This window comes from Asticcacaulis sp. P2_B1, from assembly GCF_056404915.1.
The window spans coordinates 680,948-699,295 of sequence record NZ_JBFUDD010000002.1 but is presented as its reverse complement, the minus strand read 5'-3'; the positions used below and the strand labels follow the sequence as shown (position 1 = coordinate 699,295).

General features: G+C 61.9%; 19 protein-coding genes. 9 read left to right on the top strand and 10 right to left on the bottom strand.

The annotated features are described in order from the left end of the window. Positions 1-13 precede the first annotated feature (13 nt). From AC1DX3_RS07535 to rdgB, 6 genes are all read right to left on the bottom strand, one after another. Positions 14-1,585, bottom strand: a complete 1,572-nt coding sequence (locus AC1DX3_RS07535; protein WP_476988638.1) for a YifB family Mg chelatase-like AAA ATPase — start codon at positions 1,583-1,585, stop codon at positions 14-16. 192 nt (positions 1,586-1,777) lie between these two features. After that, on the bottom strand, positions 1,778-2,731 hold the full coding sequence (gshB, locus tag AC1DX3_RS07530) for a glutathione synthase (RefSeq protein ID WP_476988637.1): 954 nt from the start codon (positions 2,729-2,731) through the stop codon (positions 1,778-1,780). A 59-nt stretch (positions 2,732-2,790) separates the two neighbouring features. After that, entirely contained in the window at positions 2,791-3,168 is a 378-nt protein-coding gene (locus AC1DX3_RS07525; protein WP_476988636.1) for a YraN family protein, read from the bottom strand. Continuing rightward, a complete protein-coding gene (gene rsmI / locus AC1DX3_RS07520) occupies positions 3,165-4,022 on the bottom strand; it encodes a 16S rRNA (cytidine(1402)-2'-O)-methyltransferase (RefSeq protein WP_476988635.1) in 858 nt (285 codons plus the stop codon). The genes AC1DX3_RS07525 and rsmI overlap by 4 nt, the downstream gene beginning before the upstream one ends. 208 nt (positions 4,023-4,230) lie before the next feature. Then, the gene (gene hemW / locus AC1DX3_RS07515; RefSeq protein WP_476988634.1) at positions 4,231-5,346 is read right to left on the bottom strand and encodes a radical SAM family heme chaperone HemW; all 1,116 of its coding nucleotides are present in this window, start codon (positions 5,344-5,346) and stop codon (positions 4,231-4,233) included. Further along, on the bottom strand, positions 5,343-5,957 hold the full coding sequence (rdgB, locus tag AC1DX3_RS07510; protein WP_476988633.1) for an RdgB/HAM1 family non-canonical purine NTP pyrophosphatase: 615 nt from the start codon (positions 5,955-5,957) through the stop codon (positions 5,343-5,345). The genes hemW and rdgB overlap by 4 nt, the downstream gene beginning before the upstream one ends. A 189-nt stretch (positions 5,958-6,146) precedes the next feature. Here rdgB and AC1DX3_RS07505 point away from each other — a divergent pair, with 189 nt between their 5' ends. Beyond that, on the top strand, positions 6,147-6,668 hold the full coding sequence (locus AC1DX3_RS07505; RefSeq protein ID WP_476988632.1) for a DUF2975 domain-containing protein: 522 nt from the start codon (positions 6,147-6,149) through the stop codon (positions 6,666-6,668). After that, positions 6,665-6,868, top strand: coding sequence for a helix-turn-helix domain-containing protein (locus AC1DX3_RS07500; protein WP_476988631.1), 204 nt, complete (start codon positions 6,665-6,667; stop codon positions 6,866-6,868). The genes AC1DX3_RS07505 and AC1DX3_RS07500 overlap by 4 nt, the downstream gene beginning before the upstream one ends. A gap of 62 nt (positions 6,869-6,930) precedes the next feature. Here AC1DX3_RS07500 and rph read toward each other — a convergent pair whose 3' ends face one another. From rph to AC1DX3_RS07485, 3 genes are all read right to left on the bottom strand, one after another. Continuing rightward, positions 6,931-7,647: a ribonuclease PH gene (rph, locus tag AC1DX3_RS07495; protein WP_476988957.1), complete on the bottom strand. Its 717-nt coding sequence runs from the start codon at positions 7,645-7,647 to the stop codon at positions 6,931-6,933. A 118-nt stretch (positions 7,648-7,765) separates the two neighbouring features. Beyond that, complete coding sequence (locus AC1DX3_RS07490; RefSeq protein WP_476988630.1) at positions 7,766-8,134, bottom strand: hypothetical protein; 369 nt, start codon at positions 8,132-8,134, stop codon at positions 7,766-7,768. Positions 8,135-8,197: 63 nt separating this feature from the next. After that, complete coding sequence (locus tag AC1DX3_RS07485) at positions 8,198-8,431, bottom strand: hypothetical protein (protein WP_476988629.1); 234 nt, start codon at positions 8,429-8,431, stop codon at positions 8,198-8,200. A gap of 166 nt (positions 8,432-8,597) precedes the next feature. On the opposite strand from AC1DX3_RS07485, the gene hrcA reads away from it, so the two are divergent. The 4 genes from hrcA to AC1DX3_RS07465 all read left to right on the top strand — a co-directional run bounded on the left by hrcA (position 8,598) and on the right by AC1DX3_RS07465 (position 12,909). Next, positions 8,598-9,659 carry a heat-inducible transcriptional repressor HrcA gene (gene hrcA, locus AC1DX3_RS07480; protein ID WP_476988628.1) on the top strand — a complete coding sequence of 354 codons (1,062 nt, stop codon included), beginning with the start codon at positions 8,598-8,600 and terminating at the stop codon, positions 9,657-9,659. A 34-nt stretch (positions 9,660-9,693) separates the two neighbouring features. Then, the gene (gene grpE, locus AC1DX3_RS07475) at positions 9,694-10,305 is read left to right on the top strand and encodes a nucleotide exchange factor GrpE (protein ID WP_476988627.1); all 612 of its coding nucleotides are present in this window, start codon (positions 9,694-9,696) and stop codon (positions 10,303-10,305) included. A gap of 280 nt (positions 10,306-10,585) precedes the next feature. Further along, entirely contained in the window at positions 10,586-11,464 is an 879-nt protein-coding gene (gene purU, locus AC1DX3_RS07470) for a formyltetrahydrofolate deformylase (protein ID WP_476988626.1), read from the top strand. An 80-nt stretch (positions 11,465-11,544) separates the two neighbouring features. Then, on the top strand, positions 11,545-12,909 hold the full coding sequence (locus AC1DX3_RS07465; protein ID WP_476988625.1) for a M28 family metallopeptidase: 1,365 nt from the start codon (positions 11,545-11,547) through the stop codon (positions 12,907-12,909). 38 nt (positions 12,910-12,947) lie between these two features. Here the strand turns inward: AC1DX3_RS07465 and AC1DX3_RS07460 are convergent, their stop codons facing one another. Then, complete coding sequence (locus tag AC1DX3_RS07460) at positions 12,948-13,892, bottom strand: dienelactone hydrolase family protein (protein ID WP_476988624.1); 945 nt, start codon at positions 13,890-13,892, stop codon at positions 12,948-12,950. Between the two features lie 326 nt (positions 13,893-14,218). Between AC1DX3_RS07460 and dnaK the strand changes: the two genes are divergently transcribed. From dnaK to dapB, 3 genes are all read left to right on the top strand, one after another. Continuing rightward, complete coding sequence (gene dnaK, locus AC1DX3_RS07455; RefSeq protein ID WP_476988623.1) at positions 14,219-16,126, top strand: molecular chaperone DnaK; 1,908 nt, start codon at positions 14,219-14,221, stop codon at positions 16,124-16,126. Positions 16,127-16,306: 180 nt separating this feature from the next. Further along, complete coding sequence (gene dnaJ / locus AC1DX3_RS07450; protein WP_476988622.1) at positions 16,307-17,467, top strand: molecular chaperone DnaJ; 1,161 nt, start codon at positions 16,307-16,309, stop codon at positions 17,465-17,467. Between the two features lie 120 nt (positions 17,468-17,587). After that, entirely contained in the window at positions 17,588-18,343 is a 756-nt protein-coding gene (gene dapB / locus AC1DX3_RS07445) for a 4-hydroxy-tetrahydrodipicolinate reductase (protein WP_476988621.1), read from the top strand. Positions 18,344-18,348: the final 5 nt, after the last annotated feature.

Below are 18,348 nucleotides of genomic sequence, written 5' to 3'. Positions count from 1 at the left end.
TGTGTCAACGACCTCAGGCCAAGTGATTATGGCCGTGGTTATGGGGCTGGGTCGCGGCGATGTCGTCGTTGAGCGCGCTGTTGCGGCGATAGATCAGAGCTTCGGCGACATGGCGGCGCAGGACCGGGCCGGATTGCTCGAGGTCGGCGATGGTGCGCGCCAGGCGCAGGGTGCGTGTCCAGCCGCGGGCACTCAGGCCCGTTTGCTGGGCGGCCTGGGTCAGGAGCTCCTTGGCTTTGATATCGAGTGCACAAATGGCTTCGAGGCCGGACCCGTAGGACGTGGCGTTCAGCGCATTGTCGCCACTGAGGTTCAGGGTGCGGGCGCGATCGGCCTGGATATCGCGGGCTGTCGCGACGCGGGCGGCGACCTCTTTCGACCCTTCGGCGGGTGCCGGCAGGGCCATGTCCATGGCGGTGACGGGCGGAACGTCGACCTGCAAATCGATGCGGTCCATCAGTGGGCCCGAGACACGGCCCTGATAGTCTTTCAGGCAACGCGGCGCTTTGCCGCAAGCGCCTTTGCCGACGCCGCCATAGCCGCAACGACACGGATTCATCGCCGCGACCAACTGCACCCGGGCCGGATATTTGACGTGGTGATTGGCGCGGGCAACGATAATTTCGTTGGTTTCAAGCGGTTGGCGCAGGCTATCCAGGGCCTGCGGGCTGAATTCCGGCAATTCATCCAGGAACAGCACGCCATTATGCGCCAGGGACATTTCTCCGGGCTTGGCGCGCATACCGCCGCCGGTCAGGGCGGCCATCGAGGCCGAGTGATGCGGTGAGCGGAACGGCCGCTCGATAGTCAGTTCGCCCTTGGCGATCAGGCCGGCCATCGACCATACCTGGGAGGTTTCCAGCAGTTCGTGCGAGGTCAGCGGCGGCAGGATGCCCGGCAGGCGCTGCGCCAGCATCGATTTGCCCGAACCCGGCGGCCCGACGAAAAGAAGATTGTGCCCGCCGGCAGCGGCGATTTCGAGCGCGCGCTTCGGCGTTTCCTGGCCCTTGACCTCGTTGAGATCGAAGACCTTGCCGGCGGTGCGGGCCTCGCCGCGTTGTGGCGCTTCCAGCACGCAATGACCCTTGAAATGGTTGATCAGGGCGATCAGGGAGCGCGGCGCCAATATGTTCATGTCGCCGGCCCAGGCGGCTTCGGCGCCATTGTCGGCAGGGCAGATCAGCCCCATACCCCATTGATTGGCGTACATCGCCGCCGGCAGGGCGCCGCTGATGGCCGCGATCTGGCCGTCCAGCCTCAACTCGCCGACCACGACATAGTTGGTCAAAGCGTCCTGCGGGATCACACCCATCAGCACCATCAGGGCCAGGGCGATCGGCAGGTCGAAATGGGTGCCTTCCTTGGGCAGGTCGGCCGGCGACAGGTTGGCGACGATACGCTTGCCCGGTAGGGACAGGCCCATGCCGGCGAAACAACCGCGCACGCGCTCGCGGCTTTCGGCGACCGCCTTGTCGCCCAGGCCGACAACATGAAAAGCGACCTGGCCATGGGTGGTGACGACTTCGGCCTCAACGCGGCGCGCCTCGGCGCCTTCGAAGGCAATGGTCGTGATGCGTGCGGGCATGGATTGTCCCCCCAGGTCAGTAGATGAGAACGGCGCGTTTAGACGCGCACGAAACTATCCACAGACTAGTGCAGGGAAAAATACAAATCAAGAACAAAAATGGAACAAAGGCGCAATAACCCAGATTGACCTTAGGTAAATAAGCCAAAAGGTGCCGAATCTTGAAAGTTTTTAGCGTCCGCGGGCTCGTCCTCAGGCCACGGAACCGATCTTCTCAGCAATGCGATCCCATAAAATGTCGCCGACATCAACCCCCTCGAACGCCTTTAACTGTACCGCGCCGGTGGGTGAGGTGACATTGATTTCGGTCAAGTAGTCGCCGATGACGTCAATACCCACAAACATAAGACCTTTTTCCTTGAGCACGGGTTTCAGCCGTTCGCAGATATCACGATCACGATTTGTTAAGACTAAGGGTTCGGCAGTACCGCCGACGCGCAGGTTCGAGCGCACGGCGCCCGCTTCCGGAACGCGGTTGATGCCGCCGGCGATCTCTCCGTCAACCAGGATGATGCGCTTGTCGCCGGCGCTGACGGCCGGAATAAATTTTTGCAGGATGACGGGTTCACGGCTCATCGAGCCGAACAGCTCGATCAGGGCGTCGAGATTGCGGTCGCCGGCCTTCAGCTTGATGATGCCGTTGCCGGCGGCGCCGTGCAGGGGCTTCAGGATACAGTCGCCGTGTTCGGCGAAAAACTCATGCAGGGAGATCGGGTCGGCCGAAATCATGGTCGGCGGTTGTAGACCTTCGAACCGCGTCGCCAGCAGCTTTTCCGGCGCGTCGCGCACGCTTTTCGGATCGTTGACGACCAGGGTTTTCGGATGGACGGTCTCGAGGAAATAGGTGGTGGTGATATAGGTGATGTCGAAGGGGGGATCCTGGCGCAGCAGGACGACGTCGACATCATTGGCGAGGTCGAGAACTTCATAATCGCCGGCGGTGACGTGGTCGCCCTTGACCTCACGCAGAGCGACCTTGCGGGCGCGGGCAAAGACGCGGCCGTTTTCCATGCTGAGGTGGCGCGGCTCATAGACCCACAGGTCGTGACCGCGGCGCTGGGCGGCCATCATCAGCAGGAAGGTCGTGTCCCCGCCGATATTGATCTTTTCGATGGGGTCCATCTGGACGGCGACGCGCAGGCTCATGAAAGGCTCCTCAGTTTGAACCCATATGTGCCGGGCAAACCGCTAAGGCAAGGGCGGTGTTATAGTCTCTCGGTCTTTTCAAAGGCATTGATGGCGTGGCGCGGCCATTTCCCGGGCGCCAGGGTGTAGAGATCGATATTCAGGTCGAGCGCTTTCAGCCTGGGTTTGCGTGCCTGCAAGGCGAGACCCGCCTGCCACAGACGTTCCTGCTGGATGGCCGATACCGATTCCACGGCGTCTTCGTGAAACTGGCGCGACTTGACCTCGACCATGGCCAGGCGGCGGCCTTTTTGCGCCAGAATGTCGATTTCGCCCTGGGGCAGCTTCAGGCGGAAACCGAGGATGCGATAGCCTTTGAGCATCAGGTGGACGAGGGCGACATATTCGGCCAGATGGCCGCTTTTATGCGCCTTTCGTCCACGCTCGCCTCTGCTCATTTGCCTTTGAGCTCCAGGGCTTTCTGATAGATGAGCTTGCGCGGCAGGCCGAAGACGTGGGCCAGCTGCTGGGCGGCATCGGACGGCGAATAGTGCTCAAGGGCCAGTTTGAGCGCCTCATCCAGGGTATCGGCCGATGGCGCGGCCTCGGCGGCAGGCGCGATGACGATAACGATCTCGCCCTTGGGCTCGGCCAGGGCGGGATCGGCGACAAGCGCGCTTAAGCGGCCGCGATGGGCGGTCTCGTAGAGCTTGGTCAGTTCGCGACAGACGGCGGCTTCGCGATCGCCCAGGGTCGCCAGCAGGTCGTTCAATGAGTCGTGCAGGCGCGGCCCGGTCTCGAAGAAAACAAGCGTCGCCGGATTGGCGGCAAAGTCGCCGAGGAAGGTTTTGCGCGCCGACGATTTGTTGGGCAGGAAGCCGGCAAACAGGAAACGGTCGGTCGGCAGGCCGGAGATACACAGGGCCGCCAACACGGCCGAGGCGCCCGGGATGGGGTGGACTTGGGCGCCGGAACTTTGCGCGGCGCCGACCAGGCGGAAGCCGGGGTCGTTGATCAAGGGCGTGCCGGCGTCGGAAATCTGGGCGATGACCTGGCCGGCATTCAGGCGCTGGATGATTTCGGGGATCAGTTTCGGCCCGGCATGGTCGTCGTAACGCAGCAGCTTTTTCTTCAGGTCGTAGGCAGCCATTAGCTTGCCGGCGACGCGGGTATCCTCGGCCAGGACGACATCGGCGGCGCGCAGGACGTCGAGCGCGCGCAGGGTGATGTCGCGCAGATTGCCGATCGGCGTGGCGACAATATAGAGGCCGGGACTGACGGGCCGCGGCGGCGGGGCAAACAGGGATTCCATACGCCTATGTGGCGCAGGATAGCGGTAAGGGGAAGAGGCTATTTTGGCCGTCGCCGTCTTCTCCAAAATGGCCTTCGGTGCGATTCGGAGTAGTTTTGGCAATTATTCGAGGAAACCGGCGCTCCGAATGGATATCCAGTCGGCTCAACCTGGTATTATAATACATTAGCGTCGAGAGCCTGATTCCCTGCTCAGTAAGGAAAATCTCTCAAGCGAGGAGTTCCAGCAATAGCCGGTCGAGAACCACTCGGCCCTTCGGAGTGGCGGACAAATGCGCGGCGTTCATGGCTATGAAACCCTGGTCGATCAGAGGCGCGGTCTTGTCGAGATCGAGGTTCGGCAGGCGTTCGAGCGCCACGCCTTCGCTCATGCGCAAGCCCAGCATCAGGGCTTCCTCTTCGGCTTCTTGCGCCGTCAGAGGGGTGGATTCGATGGGATCGGCGGCCACCGTATAGGCCTTGAGGTCGCTTACGGCCACCGTGGCATGACGCACGCCGTTGCGAGTCAGCCGGCCATGGGCGCCGGGGCCTATGCCCATATAGTCGACGCCTTGCCAGACCAGGACATTGTGCGCCGACCTGGCCTTTGGTCCGCGCGCATGGTTGGAGATTTCATAGGCCTCGAAACCCAGGGCTTCGAGCGTGTCCTGGGTCGTGAAGTAGAAGGCTTCGGCCAGATCCTGGTCGGGGGGAGACCATTGCCCGCGTTTGACGGCGCGGCCAAATGCCGTGGCCGCTTCGATGGTCAACTGATAAGGCGAGATATGTTCGATGCCGAGCCCGGCGGCGCGCGTCAGTTCGGCTTGCCAGGCGGCGACCGTTTGGCCGGGCAGGGCGTAGATCTGGTCGAGCGAGACCCGACCGAACACCTGTTGCGCCGTCTCAACGCCACGGACGGCTTCAGCGGCGGAATGGTTGCGGCCAAGGAATTTAAGGGCATCGTCGTTCAGCGATTGCACGCCCAGCGACAGACGGTTGACACCGGCGTCGGCAAAGCCGCGATAACGGGCGATTTCGGCATCGGTCGGGTTGGCTTCGACGGTAATTTCAATATCGTCCGTATACGGAAGGAATAATATCTTTGCCCGGTCGATCAGCTCCGCAACCCATTCCGGAGGCAGCAGGGACGGGGTGCCGCCACCGAAAAAGATACTCGCCAATCGCCGAGGTTCCAAGGTTGCGGCCTGGGTGTTCAGGTCGCGCAGGATGGTGTCGAACAGGGCGCGCTGCGACGCCTGGCCGCGGTCGCGCGTGACGTTGAAATCGCAATAGGGGCAGATGCGCGAACAGTAGGGCCAGTGGACGTACAGGCTTAGGGGCGTCAAAACAACGCCGCCCTGAGTTGTTCGAAGGCGAGGTGGCGATGGCTGATGGCGTCCTTGGCGGCCGGTTCCATCTCGGCGAAGGTGATGGGATAGCCGTCGGCCTGGAAGATCGGGTCATAGCCGAAGCCGCGGTCGCCGCGGCGCGGGAAGACGATCTGGCCGTCGACGCGGCCTTCGAAGACGCAGGCGTGGCCTTCAGGCCAGGCGACGGCCAAGGCGCAGGTGAAGTGCGCCTTCAGGGTAAAATCGCTGCCGAGCTCGATCTCGGCTTTGCGCAACTTGTGTTCGATGACCTCCACGGCGCGGTCGAAATCCTTCATCGGCCCGGCCCAGCGCGCGCTGTAGATGCCGGGGTCGCCACCCAGGGCATCGATACTGAGCCCGGAATCGTCGGCCAGGGCGACCATGCCGGCGGCCATGGCGGCGTGGCGGGCTTTCAGGATGGCGTTGCCGATAAAGCTGACCTCGGTTTCCGGCGGTTCGGGCAGGTCGAGCGACGCCGCGGTGACGACATCGAAGCGGCCGTCGAGCATGGCGGAGATTTCGACCGCCTTACCCGGATTGTGGGTGGCGGCGATCAGTTTTTGGCCGGGGATCAGGGACAGGCTCATGGAGGTCTCTTAAAGTCGTGGGGAAGATAAGGACCCCTCACCCGGCCCTGCGGGCCACCCTCTCCCCTTGAAAGGGGCGAGGGGAAAGCTGAAGTCCTACCGCTCAGGAGGAGGACATAATGACAAATCAGTCACTTGTCACGCGGCGTGCAATTTGAGAGGTTGCAGGAGACTGAAAAGGACCTGACCATGCGTTTTCTCGGGCCGCGCTCGATATCCAGCTTGTTGAAGACGGCGCTCGATGTCGTCTATTACGGCCTGTACGTCGTCGTCTTCGTGGTGATCCTGCTGGCGGTATGTCTGTTGTCGGTGCCGAACCTGGCAGCCGAGGTCGTGCGCCACATGAATATTTCGGCCCAGGTTGGCGCCGTGTCGCAGGCCCTGATGTTCCTATTTTTTGGTATCAGTTTGAGCGGCTATCTGCTGGTCATGCATTGGACGCGGCAGGTATTTTCGACCCTGGCGGAGGGTGATGTCTTCCATCCCGATAATACGACGCGGCTGCGTTTGATTGGGTTTGCGCTCGGGGGGCTGGAGATTTTCGGCTATATCGTGCGGGTGTTCGCCGAGAAGGTCTTTCACCTGCCGTTCGAGTCGGTCTACGGCCTGCGGGCGGTAACGACCTGGTTTTCGGTCCTGGTGGTGTTCGTGTTGGCGGAGGTCTTCAAGGAAGGCGCGCGCCTACGCCAGGAAGCGGATTTAACCATATGATCCGTTTGAGTTTGGCCGAAGCCCTGGCGCGAAAGCGGTTGTCGATCGTGGAGTTGTCCGACCGAACGGGGATCAGCGTGCGCGATCTCGAAGTGTTGCGCGACCAGAAGGCCATGGCGTTACGGCTTAAGACGCTGGATTGCCTGTGCAAGGCGCTGTCCTGTACGCCCGGCGATCTCCTGGTCTATGAGGAAGACTAATGGGATCAAAGGTATAGCGCACCGAACCTATAGCGTTCGCAAGCGTTGGTGCCACTTTGCCTTTACTTGCTTAGCGCTTGATTCTGCAGCTCAAACAGTTCTGTCGCGCCCTTGATCGCCAGGTCATACAGCGTATTGAACTCGTCGCGTGAGAAGCCGCGTTTTTCGCCGGTAGCCTGGATTTCAACGGCATCGCCGGTGCCGGTGATAACGAAATTGGCGTCGGTTTCGGCGTTGGAATCCTCATCATAGTCGAGATCGAGGACCGGCGTACCGTTGAAGATGCCGCACGAGATAGCGGCGACCTGGTCGGTGATCGGGTTGGTGGTGATCAGCTTGTCCGCCAGCAGTTTGTTACACGCCATGCTGAGCGCGACCCAGGCGCCGGTAATCGAGGCCGTACGGGTGCCGCCGTCGGCCTGGATGACATCGCAATCCAGCGTGATCTGGCGTTCGCCCAGTGCCTTCAGGTCGACGACGGCGCGCATCGAGCGGCCGATCAGACGCTGGATTTCCTGGGTGCGGCCGGATTGCTTGCCGGCGGCGGCTTCGCGGCGCGAACGAGTATGGGTGGAACGCGGCAGCATGCCGTATTCGGCCGTCACCCATCCCTGGCCCTTGCCTTTGAGGAAGGACGGCACGCCCTGCTCCAGCGAGGCGGTGACCAGGACCTTGGTGTGGCCGAAGGTAACCATGCAGGAGCCCTCGGCATAACGTGTCACGCCCGTCTCGATGGTCACGGCGCGCAACTGATCCGGCTGGCGATTGGACGGACGGATGGTTTTGAGCGCGGCGAGGGCGTCGAACTGGGACATGGGGCAACCTTAAATAAGATGGCCCCTGACCTATCAGGTCACGTCGTCGAGAGGAACCGAAAAATTGGTCCTATACCGGCGGCTAGTTACGGCCCAGCAAACCTTGTTCGCGCTGGATCGGCGTTTCGCTGTTATAGACCGGCGTCCTGATCTTGCACTTATCGTCCACGCAGGCGAAGCCACGATGATCATCGTCGCGGTGCTGGGCGGTGGCCAGTTCGCTGGCCGGGCGAATCAGGCCCGGGCGATTGTCGATCGGCGTTACCGCTGCGTCGGCCAGGGTCGGGTTGGGCGCCGTGGTGTCGAAGCCGGTCGCGCGGTTTTGCAAGGCGGAGGTCACAGCCTCGGGCGCCGGCGGCGTATAGACATAGGCTTTAGGTTCGGCGACGGCAGCGGAAGCGGCGATGACGCCGAGCGCGACGGCAAGAGACAGAATCTTAAAACCAGCCATGACGAACCCCTGTTGCAATCGCGACAGAATTAGCGCGCTTTGCGGCAAATTCAAGACGGCCAATCAGGCCGGGCAGCGGGTCCGGCGGCTTTTGCGCGGCGCCAGCAACAGAGCGGCACAGGTGACGATGATAACAAGGGCCGCGGTCCCCGCGCCCAGAGTCAGCCAGCCGCCCGGCAGGCAGGCGCCATAGGCGCTGCAATGGTCCGACGCCGCGAACAACAGGTTGGTCACGCCCGTCATAAAGGCGCGCAGGGCGAAGGCGCCGGCAACCAGCAGCACGGGGGCCGCGGCCAATTTCCAAATGAGGGGGCGTTTTGCAAAGGTCATGTCTTAAGAGTACCGCGCGGCGTTTAAGTCTTTGTTAGAGGACAGGGTTAAGGACGGTTTAAGCTTGTTGCCGGCGTCAAAGCTTTGCTACACTTATCATGTGATGAAATATCCGCCCTCCCTGTCAGGTCTGATGAGTTCCAGCGCGTCGTTGAGCGAGATGGACCAGCGTGCCCGCGACGTCTTCCGCCATGTCGTCGAGACCTATCTCGAAACCGGTGAGCCTGTCGGATCGCGCACCGTGTCGCGCAACGGTGTGCATCTGTCGCCCGCTTCGATCCGCAACACCATGCAGGATCTGGCGCATCTCGGATTGTTATCGGCGCCGCATACCTCCAGCGGCAGGCTGCCGACGCATCAGGGCCTCAGGCTCTTTGTCGACGGCCTGCTCGAGATCGGCGATATCGGCGAGGACGCCAAACGCGATATCGAGGCGCGATTGACCGGCAAGGGCCAGACCTTCGATGGCGCGCTGCGCGAGGCCAGCAACCTGTTGTCGGGCCTGGCCGGCGGCGCTGGCGTCGTCATGACGCCGTCCTTCGAGGCGGGGGTCAAGCACGTCGAATTCATCTCCCTGAGCAAGGAGCAGGCCCTGGCGGTCCTGGTCTTCGACGACGGCCGGGTGGAAAACCGGCTGATGGCACTGGCGCCCGGCATGACGCCATCGGTCCTGGTCGAAGCGTCGAACTATCTCAACGCCCATCTCAAGGGCCGGACATTGTCCGAGGCGCGGGTCGAGCTGAAGGCCGAACTGGAACAGGAGCGGCTGAAGCTCGACGAGGCCGCGGCCACCCTGATCAAGGACGGTTTGGCCATCTGGTCGGGCGGCGACAAGGAGCGCCGGGCCTTGATCGTGCGCGGACGCGCCAACCTGCTGGAGGCGACGCAAAGCCATGAGGACCTGGAGCGTGTGCGTTCGCTGTTCGAGGATCTTGAGCAGAAAGAAGAGCTGATCGACCTGCTCGACGACGTCAAGGACGCGCAAGGGGTGAGAATTTTTATCGGATCGGAGTCGAAACTGTTTTCTTTATCGGGATCGGCTGTTATTGCAGCGCCGTACATGGTGAACCAGAAGAGCGGTGCGGCCAAGGTTATGGGTGCGATCGGCGTGATCGGACCCGCCCGGTTGAATTATGCCCGCATCATCCCACTTGTGGACTACACCGCCAGAATTTTGGGCCGATTGCTGGAGTAGCCTCGGCCTATTGTCATGAGGACTGGATTTCGAGATGAGTGAAGAGACCGAAAACGAAGGCGTCGATCTGGAGCAGGACGCCGATGCGCTGTTGAACGCCGAACTGGAAAAGCTGCAGGCTGAAAACGCCGCGCTGAAGGAACAGGCGCTGCGCTATGCCGCCGAGGCCGAGAACATCAAGCGCCGCGCCGAACGCGAAATGAACGATGCGCGCGCCTTTGCCATCCAACGCTTCGCCAATAGCCTGCTGGGTGTCGCCGACGTGCTGACGCGCGCTCTGTCGGCCGTGCCGGCGGACATTGCCGACCCGGCGTTCAAGAACTTCGTCGCCGGCATCGACATGACCGAAAAGGAACTGGCCGGCGCGTTCGAGAAAAACGGCGTCAAGAAGATCGCGCCGATGAAGGGCGACAAGTTCGACCCCAACCTGCACCAGGCGGTGATGGAACAGCCCTCGACCGACGTCGAAGGCGGCGGGGTCATCATGGTGATGCAGGCCGGTTACGAGCTCTTCGGCCGTGTCATTCGCCCGGCCATGGTCGCCGTGGCCGCCAAGACGGCGGGCGCCGCTCCTGCTCAGCCGAACGGTTATGCCCACGGCGCCGACAGCGACGCCGGCGCCAAAATTGACACCCAGGCAGAATAAGGTCTTTCGAGCCACAAACATGAAAGCCTCCGGACCTCGGTTCGGGGGCTTTTTCGTGCGTGTTTTCCAACGCGTTCGCAAAGGTAAACACGTTTTCTTGATTCGGCCGAACGGGGCGGAAACGAATCGGCACCGAATCAGCGACATCGCCGTGTTTGGCTTTTGTTCACCGCTATATCTTGCGGGTCGTCGCCAATTTAACCATAGGCAGTTGCCCCGGCATTTTACTTTCCGCTGAAACCTTCCACTTTTTCAACCTTTTGCTGCTATAGCGAAAATCATGCTCGACACGACCCAATTCGACCCCGCCCATTATGTCCTGATCATCAAGTGCCCCGATACCCGCGGTATCGTCGCGGCGGTATCGGGCTATCTTTACGACAACGACATTTCGATCGTCGAATCGAACCAGTTCAACGATGCGCTCGGCGACATGTTCTATGTCCGCGTCGTCTTCAAACAGGCCGGCGCCAAAATGCCGCCGATGACGACCCTGCGCGACGGCTTCAAGCCGATCGCCCACCGCTTTTCGATGGACTGGGAAATCTTCAACCTGTCGGCCAAGCCCAAGGTCCTGATCGCCGTGTCGAAGTTCGGTCACTGCCTCTACGAATTGCTGCACCGCTGGCGTTCCGGGCTGCTGCCGGTCGATATCGCCTGTGTCATGTCGAACCATGAAGACATGCGTTCCTTCGTCGAATGGAACGGCGTGCCCTATGTCTGTTTGCCGGCGACCAAGGACAACAAGGCCGAACAGGAAGCGCAGTTCGTCAAGCTGATCGAGGATCATGAGGTCGATCTGGTGGTTTTGGCGCGCTACATGCAGATACTGTCGGACGATTTGAGCCGCCGTCTGACCGGCCGCTGCATCAATATCCACCACTCGTTCCTGCCCAGTTTCAAAGGCGCCAAGCCTTATCACCAGGCCCATGCCCGCGGCGTCAAGATCATCGGCGCCACCGCCCACTATGTCACCTCGGACCTCGATGAAGGCCCGATCATCGAGCAGGACGTTCAGCGCGTCCACCACGGCCTGACGCCGGAACAACTGGTCGCCATCGGCCAGGATATCGAAGCCCGCGTCCTGGCCCGCGCCGTCACCTGGCATGCCGAGCGCCGCGTTATCATCAACGGCTCCAAGACGGTGGTGTTCAGCTAAGACCCGGGGCATCGGGTACAGTTGACGAGGCCCCCGTTCAACCGTAACAAACGAGATCAGTTTATTTGGGGGAACGTGTCATGCGGTCTTTTGTGTCTGTTTTTGCCGTGGCCGCCGTGTTTGCCACTTCGGCCGCCGCCGACGAATGGACCGTCAAGCCGCAATGGGTCGCCGCCCACGAAGCCTTTCTCGCCAGCGACGCCCTACGCGGCCGCGGCAGCGCCACCCCGGATGAAGGCATTGCCGCCGCCTATGTCGCCGCGCAGTTCCAGAGCTATGGTCTGCAATTCGCGCCCGGTATGACCGGCTTTCAGCAAACCGCCTGGGTCGTGACGCCGAAACTGACCGGTCAGGCCAACCTTAGCGCCGGCGGCGTGTCGATCGGCGAAGGCAAGGGCCTGACGCTTCTGGTGTCGTCCGCCCACAATATTTCTGGAACGATCCAGGTCGTGACGTCCGACGATCCCGCCAACCTGCCGGCCGGCGATGTCCTGCTGATCAACGCCACGGGCACGACCTCGGCGTCGAACTGGCTGCGCGCGGCCCGCGCCAAGGGCGTCAAGCTGGTTCTGTTCCGTGACGGCGAGGCGGCGCAAGCGCTCCTGAGCCGGGTCGGCGGGTCGACACGCGTCTCGAGCTATCTTGAGGACAAGCCGCCGGAAGGCACGCCGACCGACAGCGCCATCCTGTCGGCCGAAGCCTTCGACAAACTGGCGGCCGCGCCGGGTACGGCCGTGACGCTCGACCTTGGCGCTGTCGCCTTCGTCAAGTCCGTGACGACCAATACGATCGGCTATCTGCCGGGCAGCGATCCCAAGGCCGGCGTTATCCTGGTCACCGCCCATATGGACCACCTCGGCGTCAAGCCGGACGGCACCATCATGCACGGCGCCAATGACGACGCCTCGGGCACGACGGCCGTGCTGGAAGTGGCCCATGCCCTGAGCGCGGGCGCCCAACCCAAGCGCGGTATCCTGTTCGTCGGTTACGGCAGCGAGGAAATTGGCGGCCTGGGCTCGACCTATTTCGGCATGCATCCGCCCGTTCCCCTGACCGATATCGTCGCCAATCTCGAATTCGAAATGATCGGCGCCCACGATCCGAAGATGGCCGAGGGCGAAATGATGATGACCGGCTTCGAACGCTCCGATCTGGGCGAGACCCTGAAGGCGCATGGTGCCCTGGTGGCGCCCGACATCTACCCGGATCAGCATTTCTTCGAGCGTTCCGACAACTATTCCCTGGCTCTGCAAGGTATCGTCGCCCACACGATTTCGGGTTGGGCGGTGACGCCGACCTATCACGATCCGTCGGACGACCTGGCCCACCTCGACATCCCGTTCATGACCCAGGCGATCCAGTCCTTGATCGAGCCGGTGCGTTACCTGGCCAACAGCGATTTCAAGCCGTCATGGAAGCCCGGCGGCAATCCGCAGAAGAAGTAAGACTGTAGAAGCAGAAGAAGTAAGACTGTAGAAGTAGGTTACAGGTATCGCCCAAACCAATCCAGGCAGCTGGCCCAGGCAACTTCGGCGGCGGCCTTGTTATAACTGGCGCGGTAGTCGGCAAAGAAGGCGTGTTGCGTGCCTTCCATCAGCACGATATGCGACGGCGTCTTGTGCGATGCCGCCAAGGCGTCGTTCATGCGCTGGGTTGAGGCCACCGGGATGCCCTTGTCGCCATCGGCATAGAGCCCCAGGACCGGCTTGGTCAGGGAGGCGGCGATATCCATGGGCCACGGACGGTCTTCATCGCCCATGAATTCGGTATTGGCCGGCTTTTCGAGGCGGCCATACCACGCGACCCCGGCCTTGATCTGCGGCATGGTGGCCGCTGCCATCCATACGGGTGAGCCACCCCAGCAGAAGCCGGTAATGCCAACGCGCGACATGTCGGCAAAGCGCTTGCTGCCGAACAGGGTGTGTTTCTGGCCGATCTCGGGCTCGGAGGCGAGCCAGTCGATCTGAGCCTGGATGTCGGCCATGACCTGTGGATAGTGGGCGGCTTCGACCAATGCCTTGACCGTGTCGAAGTCCTGGGCCGCCGCCGCATTGCCCTTGCGCGCGAAGAAATCGATGGCGATGGCGCAATAGCCTTGATGCGCAAAGCGCCGGCAGATGTCGCGGATATAGTCGTGCAAGCCGAAGACTTCGGAGACGACGATGACGACCGGATAGGCGTCGGGCTTTTTCGGCACGGCGATATAGGCCGGGATCAGGTAATCGCCTTCGGGATGCAGGGGCGGGATGGTCAGGTCCTTGGCGATCAGACCGTTCGCATCGGTGGTGATGGCCTGGGCATTGACGGGTCCGGTCGACAGGGCATAGCCGGCAAAGAAAAGCCCGGTGGTCAGGCCGCGGCGGCTGAGATGAAAATCATGCGGCGGGGCGCCTTCCGGACGGGTGAGCGGCAATTGCGTGTCGGCCATGTTTTGTCTCCAGCTTTTATGGCTTTTTCCCCTGAGAGGCTTGTTGTACCTCAAAGCTATAGCAAGGCAAGAGGCAGAGAGTTTCGGGTTGCTCTCCCATTTACGGGTCCAGGGTGCGCGCACCCGAATATACCCTTTAAAAAATTGCGATCATTACCCTTGCGTACCCGGTCGAATATCCCATATCCGCTACAGCTTTCAGGCATCCCACCGCTTAGGGGGCTTGAAATTCCATTAACTTTCATCTTAACGGGGATGGACATTCGCGGCGCTTCCTTCATAAGGCCGCCAAGCACCATTCGCCTTAACGGAGCAGAACTAGACCCATGGCTAAAATCATCGGTATCGATTTAGGTACGACCAATTCCTGCGTGGCCGTCATGGACGGCAAGAACCCCAAGGTGATCGAGAACGCCGAAGGCGTGCGGACGACCCCTTCGGTGGTCGCCATCGTGGATGACAGCGAGCGCCTGGTTGGCCAGCCCGCCAAGCGTCAGGCCGTCACCAATCCCTCGAACACGCTCTTCGCCATCAAGCGCCTGATCGGCCGTCCCTATACGGACCCGATGGTACAGAAGGACAAGGGCATGGTGCCCTTCGAAATCGTCAAGGGCGCGACCGGCGACGCCTGGGTCAAGGCCCATGGCAAGGATTATTCGCCGCAGCAGATCTCGGCCTTCATTCTCGTCAAGATGAAGGAAGCCGCCGAAGCCTATCTCGGTGAGACCGTGACCCAAGCCGTCATTACGGTTCCGGCCTATTTCAACGACGCCCAGCGTCAGGCGACCAAGGACGCCGGCAAGATCGCCGGTCTCGAAGTCCTGCGCATCATCAACGAACCGACGGCGGCCGCCTTGGCCTACGGCCTCGACAAGAACGATGGCAAGAAGATCGCGGTTTACGATCTCGGCGGCGGTACTTTCGACGTCTCGGTCCTCGAAATCGGTGACGGCGTCTTCGAAGTGAAGTCGACCAACGGCGACACCTTCCTCGGCGGTGAAGACTTCGACATGCGCGTCGTCGACTACCTGGCCGACGAGTTCAAGAAGGAAAACGGCGTCGACCTGCGTTCGGACAAGCTGGCCCTGCAACGCCTGAAGGAAGAGGCCGAAAAGGCCAAGAAGGAACTGTCGACGGTCGCGCAATACGACCTGAACCTGCCCTTCATCTCGATGAATGCCTCGGGTCCGCTGCACCTGAACCTGAAGCTGACCCGCGCCAAGCTGGAAAGCCTGGTCGAAGACCTGATCCAGAAGACCCTGGCGCCGTGCCAGCAGGCCCTGAAGGATGCCGGTCTGAAGGCGTCGGACATCGATGAAGTCATCCTGGTCGGCGGTATGACCCGCATGCCCAAGGTCGTCGAAGCCGTGAAGGCCCTGTTCGGCCGCGAGCCGCACAAGGGCGTCAACCCGGACGAAGTCGTGGCCCTGGGCGCCGCCATCCAGGCCGGCGTTCTGCAAGGCGACGTCAAGGACGTGCTGCTGCTCGACGTCACCCCGCTGACGCTTGGTATCGAAACGCTCGGTGGCGTGTTCACCCCGCTGATCGAACGCAACACCACCATCCCGACCAAGAAGAGCCAGGTCTTCTCGACCGCCGACGACAACCAATCGGCCGTGACTATCCGCTGCTTCCAGGGTGAACGCCCGATGGCCGCGGACAACAAGCTTCTCGGTCAATTCGACCTGGTCGGCATCCCGCCGGCGCCGCGCGGCGTGCCGCAAATCGAAGTCACCTTCGATATCGATGCCAACGGCATCGTCAATGTCCACGCCAAGGACAAGGCGACCAACAAGGAGCACTCGATCCGCATCCAGGCCAATGGCGGCCTCTCCGACGCGGACATCGAGGAAATGATCAAGACGGCCGAAGCCAACAAGGCGGAAGACGAAAAGCGCAAGCAGCTGATCGAAGCCCGCAACCAGGCCGACGCCCTGATCCACTCGACCGAAAAGGCCGTCAAGGACTTCGGCGACAAGGTGGCCGCCGCCGACAAGACGGCGATCGAAACCGCCCTGACCGAACTCAAGGCTGCCAAGGACGGTGAAGACGCCGACGACATCAAGGCCAAGCACCAAACCCTGCTGACCGCCTCGATGAAGCTGGGCGAAGCCATGTACGCCGCGCAACAGGACGAAGGCGAAGACGCCGCTTCGGCCGAACAGCCGGCGGATGACGGTGTCGTCGATGCCGACTTCGAAGAAGTCGACGACGACGGCAAGAAAAGCGCCTAAGCGCGCCATGGACGCGGATTCTGACATCATTGTCTCCGCGTCCGCCACGGAACACAGGACGGCGAGGTTTGACTCCTCGCCGTCCGCGTTCCATATATTCCCAGAAACAAGTGATGAGGCCGCGCTAACCCTTAAGAAACGGGTCAGGCGTTATGTTTGGCCGGCATCGGGGCAAGTAGCATGAGCAAGCGTGACTATTACGAAGTGCTGGGCGTTGAACGCACGGTCGACGAAGTGGTTCTGAAAACCGCCTTCCGCAAGAAGGCCATGGAACACCATCCCGACCGCAATCACGGCGATGACGGCGCCGAAGCGCGCTTCAAGGAAGTCAACGAAGCCTATAGCGTGCTGTCGGACGCCCAGAAACGCGCTGCCTACGACCGTTACGGCCATGCTGGCGTCAACGGCCAAAGCAACGGGTTCGGCGGCGGGGCGCAAGGCTTCTCCAATGTCGAAGACATTTTCTCGGAAATGTTCGGCGACATCTTCGGTCAGCAACGCCGCGGACCCTCGGGGCCCCAGCGCGGCGCCGATGTCCGCTACGACTACGAAATTTCCCTCGAACAGGCCTATCAGGGCGACGAGATCGAGATCACCGTCCCCACCACCATGACCTGCGAAGTCTGCCACGGCTCGGGCGCCAAGCCCGGCACCAAGCCGTCGACCTGCATGACCTGCGGTGGCCAGGGCCGCGTCCGTGCCTCGAATGGCTTCTTCGCCGTCGAACGCACCTGCCCCAGCTGTAACGGCCAGGGCACGATCATCAAGGATCCCTGCAGCGAATGCCGCGGTCACGGTCAGGTCCGTCAGAACAAGAACCTCAAGGTCCGCATCCCCGCTGGCGTCGACGACGGCGCCCGTATCCTGCTCAAGGGCGAAGGCCAGGCCGGCCCCAAGGGCGGTCCCAAGGGCGACCTCTATATCTTCCTCAGCCTGGCTGATCACGACATCTTCGAACGTGACGGCCTCGATCTGCACTGCTCGATCCCCGTACCGATGACGACCGCCGTCCTGGGCGGCGATCTCGAAGTCCCGTGCCTGATGGGTGGTGAGAACTGCGACGGTCAATGCAAGCTCAGCGTCGCTGTCCCCGAAGGCGCCCAGACCGGCCACAAGGTCAAGCTGAAGGGCCGCGGCATGCCGGGCCTGAACTCGAAGCAAAAGGGCGATCTGATCGTCGAACTGTTCGTCGAGACACCCAAGCACCTGACGGCGCGCCAAAAGGAACTGATGAAGGAATTCGCCACCCTCGCGGAAGAGCAGTCCTATCAGCAGTCGCAAGGCTTCATGCACAAGGCCAAGCGGTTTTGGGATGATATCACTGGGGCGGCGGCGCAGTAGCAGGCCCTTCGGGGACCAAGGGGCAAGCCCCTTGGAACCATAACGATGTGAGGGATTGACCAAATGAACCCTTATGCCTATTCGGAAAGAAGCATTTCCGAATAGGCATAAGGGTTTTTCATGGCCGCTCCCACGACACGCTTCGCCATCAACGGCGCCAAGGGCCGCATGGGCCAGGCCGTCGCACGCGTGCTCGATGACGCCAAGCACACCGTCGTCGCCCGCCTCAATCGCAACGACATGCCCGACCTCACGCGTACCGACGCGGTCATCGACTTTTCGCGGCCGGAAGCCTCCCTGGCCCTGCTTGAAGCCTGTGCCGGCGAAGGCCTGTCCCGTCCACGGCCCCTGGTTCACGTCATCGGCACCACCGGCTTCACGCCCGAAGAACGCGACCAGCTCAGTCACTTCGCCGACCAGGTCGTCATTATCCAGTCCGGTAATTTCTCGCTCGGCATCAATCTCGTCATGGGCCTGCTGAAACAGGCCAGCGCCCGGCTGAGCGCCGAAGACTGGGATATCGAAATCACCGAAGCCCACCACCGCCGCAAGGTCGACGCGCCGTCCGGCACCTCGCTGATGCTGGGCGAAGCCGCCGCCTATGGCCGCGGCGTTTCGCTCGATCGTGTCAAGGTCGCTGCCCGCGACGGCATCACCGGCGCCCGCCGGGCAGGCGATATCGGTTTTTCCGTCGTCCGCGCCGGCGGCATCGTCGGGGAACACAGCGCCATCCTGGCTTCGGAAGACGAAATCATCACCCTGTCGCACTCCGCCCGCGACCGTACCCTGTTCGCACGCGGCGCCGTGCAGGCCGCGCTGTGGGGCCGTAAACAACAGGCGGGCCTCTATGATATGCAGGACGTACTTGGATTTTAGGCCGT

Bases quoted from the DNA above. Each gene is read 5' to 3' on its own strand.
- hrcA (WP_476988628.1), top strand. From the start codon at position 8,598: ATGAGTTCCAGCGCGTCGTTGAGCGAGATGGACCAGCGTGCCCGCGAC.
- rdgB (WP_476988633.1), bottom strand. From the start codon at position 5,957: ATGAGCCTGTCCCTGATCCCCGGCCAAAAACTGATCGCCGCCACCCAC.
- gshB (WP_476988637.1), bottom strand. From the start codon at position 2,731: ATGAGCCTGCGCGTCGCCGTCCAGATGGACCCCATCGAAAAGATCAAT.
- dapB (WP_476988621.1), top strand. From the start codon at position 17,588: ATGGCCGCTCCCACGACACGCTTCGCCATCAACGGCGCCAAGGGCCGC.
- AC1DX3_RS07535 (WP_476988638.1), bottom strand. From the start codon at position 1,585: ATGCCCGCACGCATCACGACCATTGCCTTCGAAGGCGCCGAGGCGCGC.
- rsmI (WP_476988635.1), bottom strand. From the start codon at position 4,022: ATGGAATCCCTGTTTGCCCCGCCGCCGCGGCCCGTCAGTCCCGGCCTC.
- AC1DX3_RS07465 (WP_476988625.1), top strand. From the start codon at position 11,545: ATGCGGTCTTTTGTGTCTGTTTTTGCCGTGGCCGCCGTGTTTGCCACT.
- AC1DX3_RS07490 (WP_476988630.1), bottom strand. From the start codon at position 8,134: ATGGCTGGTTTTAAGATTCTGTCTCTTGCCGTCGCGCTCGGCGTCATC.
- AC1DX3_RS07460 (WP_476988624.1), bottom strand. From the start codon at position 13,892: ATGGCCGACACGCAATTGCCGCTCACCCGTCCGGAAGGCGCCCCGCCG.
- AC1DX3_RS07525 (WP_476988636.1), bottom strand. From the start codon at position 3,168: ATGAGCAGAGGCGAGCGTGGACGAAAGGCGCATAAAAGCGGCCATCTG.
- purU (WP_476988626.1), top strand. From the start codon at position 10,586: ATGCTCGACACGACCCAATTCGACCCCGCCCATTATGTCCTGATCATC.
- grpE (WP_476988627.1), top strand. From the start codon at position 9,694: ATGAGTGAAGAGACCGAAAACGAAGGCGTCGATCTGGAGCAGGACGCC.
- AC1DX3_RS07505 (WP_476988632.1), top strand. From the start codon at position 6,147: ATGCGTTTTCTCGGGCCGCGCTCGATATCCAGCTTGTTGAAGACGGCG.
- dnaK (WP_476988623.1), top strand. From the start codon at position 14,219: ATGGCTAAAATCATCGGTATCGATTTAGGTACGACCAATTCCTGCGTG.
- dnaJ (WP_476988622.1), top strand. From the start codon at position 16,307: ATGAGCAAGCGTGACTATTACGAAGTGCTGGGCGTTGAACGCACGGTC.
- AC1DX3_RS07500 (WP_476988631.1), top strand. From the start codon at position 6,665: ATGATCCGTTTGAGTTTGGCCGAAGCCCTGGCGCGAAAGCGGTTGTCG.